Source organism: uncultured Anaerococcus sp. (assembly GCF_963510575.1).
Classification (GTDB): domain Bacteria; phylum Bacillota; class Clostridia; order Tissierellales; family Peptoniphilaceae; genus Anaerococcus.
Genome location: NZ_CAUPFR010000113.1, coordinates 1 through 4996 on the forward strand (window position 1 = coordinate 1; position 4996 = coordinate 4996).

Below are 4996 nucleotides of genomic sequence, written 5' to 3' on the forward strand. Positions count from 1 at the left end.
TTTACGGGGTCATAGCAGTATTAGCATATTTCCTATGTTATCAGTTTGTAACAGAAAGAGTAGACATAGCTAGAGAATCTGGCGGGAAAAAAGAAAATGTATTTGCTGGCATAGGAAATGTAATCAACAAGAGATCTCTTCTATCAGTAATCATTGTATCAATATGCCTCCTATTAGGAATGCTATTAATCGGTTCAATGAATGCCTATGTTTATAGAAACTACTTTGAAAACTCAACAGGTATGCAATTAGCAGGCCTTGTAACAACAGTACCAATGTTATTTACAGCGCCAATGGCAATGAAACTTGGCCAAAAAATTGGTAAAAAAGAAGCAACAGTCATAGGACTTATAACATCAGGTGCTATCTACCTATTACTTTTCCTAGTAAAGGTAAAGAGCATGTATGTATTCCTAGCAGGAACAGCCTTAGCTTATGTTTTCCTAGGAATCTTCAACACCCTAACTTGGGCAATGATTACAGATGTAATAGACGATCTAGAAATCAAAAACGGAGTCAGAGATGATGGAAAAGTCTACGCAATCTATTCTTTTGCTAGAAAATTAGGCCAAGCTTTTGCAGGTGGTCTAGGTGGTTATGCCCTATCTGCAGTTGGTTATGTAAAGGGAGCAGAAGTACAAACAGCAGCAGTAAACCTAGGAATTTACAACAGCGCAACCCTAATCCCAGCCATAGCCCTAATCGTAGGTGGACTAGTAGTTTTATTCATATATCCACTAAATAAAAAACAAGTTGAAAAGAATAATAAATACCTAAGTGAAAAGAGAGATTAAAAAAATTGACCTCCTATTGGGCCCAGCCCTTTCTGGGGGTCTTTTTTCAAAAAATAAACAAGGAAGGAAGCTATATGAAAAGACAACCAAAACTAGAAACTAGAAGTAAACATATACTAGAAGTAGAAGGCCTAAAATTTAAAGACCTAAATGACAATGGCGTCCTAGACCCATATGAGGATTGGAGATTAGATTCAGAAACAAGGGCAAGAGACCTTGCAAATAGGATGACTGTAGAAGAGCTTGCAGGCAACATGGTAATAAAAAGCCAAAGAATGGGTCTAGCCCAAGAAGATAAGTCAAAAACAAGCCATGATGGCATCCTAGATGAAGAAGTCTACGAAGATAAAAATATCTTTATCGGTCAAATAAACCACGGTTCAACCAAACACATCAAGGAAATGGGCCTTAGACACTTTATCCTAAGAGAAAACTTCTCAGAAGAAGACATAGCAAGATGGGTCAATGCCCTAAATGAAGTGGCAGAAGAAAGCCGCCTAGGAATCCCAGTAATAATTGCTTCAAACTCAAGAAATGAAAATGCTGAAAGAACCTTCGGAATGAACGATGCAGTAGGAGTATTTACAACCTACCCATCAACCCTAGGCCTTGCTGCAGTATATCTTGGAGATAAGGCAAGAAATTACCATCCAGATGGGGACTATGACTATTCAATCTTTAAAGAATTCGGCGAGATAGCAAGAGATGAATGGAAATATTCAGGCCTTAGAAAAGGCTATATGTACATGCTAGATACAGCCACAGACCCTAGATGGCAAAGATTTTATGGAACCTTCGGTGAAGATGTAGAATTAATCACAAAAGCAGGCGAAGACTTATTAGATGCTTTCCAAGGCGAAGAATTAAACGAAGAATCAGTAGCCATGACCATGAAGCACTTCCCAGGTGGAGGAGCAAGAGAAAATGGCTTTGACCCTCACTATGCAGAAGGAAAATTTAACGTTTATAGGACCCCAGGCTCTCTAGAAAAATACCATATGCCACCATTTAAGGCAGCAGTAGATAAAAATGTATCATCAATCATGCCATATTACTCAATCCCAGCCCACGAAAAATCAGCAGTTCAAAACTACAAGGGCAAGAGAATTCCATTTGAGCCAGTAGGCTTCGCCTTTAATGAATACTTCATCCAAAATATCCTAAGAGAAGACATGGGCTTTAAAGGCTACATCAACTCAGACTCAGGTATCCTAGATAACATGGCATGGGGAGTAATGCACCTTGAAAAACAAGACCGTGCTGCCTATGCAGTAAATAACGGGGTAGATTTAATCTCAGACACCAACGAAAGCCACTGGATAATCCAGGCCTACGATGAAGGCAAGATCTCCCATGAAAGACTAGTAGAAGCAAACGTAAGATTATTAAAAGAAATGTTTGACCTAGGACTATTCGATGAGAAAACCTACGTAGACCCAGCCAAAGCAAAAGAAATCGTAAGAGATGAAAAAAACCTAGCCAAGGTCTACTCAGCCCACCAAAGATCAGTAGTCTTATTAAAAAATAAAGAAAATGCTCTTCCACTAAAGGAAAAAACAAAAGTCTACTTCGACTACCTCCACAAGGAAGCCGACAAGGCAGAAACCTTTAGAAATGAAGCATTAAAAGAATTAAAAGATAGGGATGACATCATCCCAGTAGAAAGACCTGAAGAAGCAGAAGCAATCTTTGTACAAATCACACCAAAATCAGGCAACTACTTCTCAGCAACCCCAGGCCTTCTAGAACTAGACCTATGCGAAGAAAAAACAAACAAAGCCCTAGACGGCTCAGAATACACAGAAACAACAGTAGCAAATATAGGAAAGCTTGAAGAATATAGAAAGCTAGCAGACAAAAACGGAGCAAAATTAATAGTATCAGTCAACTCAACCATGCCATGGCTATTAGAAAATGCAGAAAAATATGCAGACGTTCTTCTAGCAAACTTCGAAACCTTCATCCCAGCCCAAGTAGATGTATTAATAGGCAAATTTGCCCCAACAGGTAAATTACCATTTACCTTCCCTAAGGGAGAAGAAGCCATAGCAGTAGATGAAAATGGAATTTGTGTAAGTCCTAACGATGTACCAGGCTATGATAAAGACAAATATATGTCAGAAGGCATGACCTACGCCTATAAAGACGAGTGTGGCAATGAATATAAACTTGGTTTCGGCCTAGCTTATTAAAAATAATATTCAGATATAAAACGAACCCTCCTTTAAAATCAAGGAGGGTTTTCTAATCCTATTTGAAATTTTTTTAAATAAATTATTTTTGCTTATTTGATCACTTACTTACGAAATAAATTACTAATACCAGGTAGGTCATATAAATGATATATGTTATATTATTAGACCATGGAAAGGATGCTTCTGGGTGGCCTAGGGCATATGCTATGAAAACTATGGCGATTAAAATCATTCCCAGTCCTATAAGTAAATATCTTTTAGAATTTTTCATCGCTATTCCTTATTAAAGTTAATTACATATTCATATATTTCGTTTTTTGAAAAAGGACTAACTCTTTTTATTTCTTTGACAATCTCTTTTGTAGCCTTGCCGTCCTTAATCATTTCTTTTATCTTTTCGTCAAAGCTTGAAAGGTCGCCTGAATCTTCTTCTTTTTTGCCTTCTAAAATTAAGACAAATTCGCCTTTGAAGGTGATTTGTTCTGGGTCTATGTCTTTGATTGTGTAGGTCTGGTATTCTTCAAATTTTTTAGTAAGTTCCCTTGCAATGGTAAGCTTTCTTTCTGGGAAGATTTCCTTAAAGTCTTCGATTGTTTTTGGGAGGTTGTGGACTGAGTCAAAAATAATCGAAGTTTTGTCTTCGTTTTTTAACTTTTCGTACAATTCACTTTTTTCCCTGGATTTTTTGCCGATAAATCCATAAAAGGTAAAGGCTGACATATCCTGACCAGACCCTATGAGGGCTGTAAGTATTGAGCTTGGACCAGGTAGAATTGTGTATGAAATCTTATTTTCAATACATTTTTTTATGAGGATTTCTCCAGGATCTGACATGCCAGGCATACCTTGGTCGCTGATTACTCCTATTGTTACTCCTTCAATAGCTTTTTTAATTAGCTCTTCGCTTTTGGCTTGTTCGTTAAATTTGTGGTAGGAAGTGAGGGGTTTATTTATCTCATAAAAGTCTAAGAGTTTTTTTGATTCTCTGGTGTCTTCGCAGGCTATTAGGTCAACAGCTTTTAGGGTATTTATTGCCCTTAGGGTCATATCTTCTAGGTTGCCAATTGGGGTTGGCACAAAATATATTTGATAATCCATTAGTCCTCCTTGTAGGTTCCGTTTATTTTTTTAACTTGATTGGTATATGAGCCGTCTTTGTAAATTATGATTGGGTCCTCGATTTTAAGACCATCTTTGGCGTTTTTTACAAATTCTATTAGGATAAATTGAGGTTTGGTATCAAAGGTTGATGATACAAAGCGAATTCTTTTTGGTTTTAAATTTCCTGATTTATTAAATATTTCAACCATTCTTTCGGGTTTGTGAATCATAAAGATTTTGCCCTTATCCTTTAGAGTCTTGTTGGCAAAGGCAAAAATATCATCTAGGTTTAAGTAGATTTCTTGCCTGGAAATCAGAAACTCTTCATCCTTGTTTTTTATATTTTGGTCTATTTTGTAGTAGGGAGGATTGGTTATTATATAGTCCAGAGTATTTTCTTTAAAATCTATTTTATTTAAGTCCTCATTTATAATTTCTATATTTTTTATATGGTTAAGGTCTAAATTTTCCTTTAAAATCTTAGTTTTGTTGGCTTGGATTTCTACAGCATAGACTTTTTTTAGGTCGTAGAGACCATTGGCCATCATGGCTAAAATCCCATTGCCAGAACCTATATCTAGGAGGATTTTGTCTTTTTTCATTTTTGCAAAATCTCCTAGTAAAATTGAGTCGATTCCAAAAGAATAGGCATCCTCAACGTGGATCATTTTTAAATTTGTTCTTGGTATATAATCTAGTTTTTTCATATGTATATTATATCAGAAAAAATCAGATAGTTAAATTTATGGATGATAAAGATAATTGAGAAAGATTTGACAAAAGGAAAACCTTATATTATAATTGTGGTTGTAAAGATAAAAAATCTTCAGGGCGGAGTGAGATTCTCCACCGGCAGTTATAGTCTGCGAGCGAAAGCCGAATCGGTGAAATTCCGATACCGACAGT

At 36.4% G+C, this 4996-nt stretch carries 5 protein-coding genes; 2 read left to right on the plus strand and 3 right to left on the minus strand.

Features of this window, described 5'->3' with window-relative positions:
- Window positions 1-794, plus strand: a 794-nt coding sequence (locus RQ907_RS07550) for an MFS transporter (RefSeq protein WP_311492764.1), incomplete at its 5' end; no start/stop codon positions are given.
- 74 nt (window positions 795-868) lie between these two features.
- Window positions 869-2986: a glycoside hydrolase family 3 N-terminal domain-containing protein gene (locus RQ907_RS07555; protein ID WP_311492765.1), complete on the plus strand. Its 2118-nt coding sequence runs from the start codon at window positions 869-871 to the stop codon at window positions 2984-2986.
- A 100-nt stretch (window positions 2987-3086) separates the two neighbouring features.
- Here the strand turns inward: RQ907_RS07555 and RQ907_RS07560 are convergent, their stop codons facing one another.
- Genes RQ907_RS07560 through RQ907_RS07570 form a run of 3 tightly spaced genes read right to left on the minus strand, consistent with a single transcriptional unit; the run spans window position 3087 to window position 4797 of the window.
- The gene (locus tag RQ907_RS07560; RefSeq protein WP_311492766.1) at window positions 3087-3260 is read right to left on the minus strand and encodes a hypothetical protein; all 174 of its coding nucleotides are present in this window, start codon (window positions 3258-3260) and stop codon (window positions 3087-3089) included.
- 2 nt (window positions 3261-3262) lie between these two features.
- Window positions 3263-4087, minus strand: a complete 825-nt coding sequence (rsmI, locus tag RQ907_RS07565; RefSeq protein WP_311492767.1) for a 16S rRNA (cytidine(1402)-2'-O)-methyltransferase — start codon at window positions 4085-4087, stop codon at window positions 3263-3265.
- Complete coding sequence (locus RQ907_RS07570; protein ID WP_311492768.1) at window positions 4087-4797, minus strand: methyltransferase; 711 nt, start codon at window positions 4795-4797, stop codon at window positions 4087-4089. The genes rsmI and RQ907_RS07570 overlap by 1 nt, the downstream gene beginning before the upstream one ends.
- Window positions 4798-4996 lie beyond the last annotated feature (199 nt).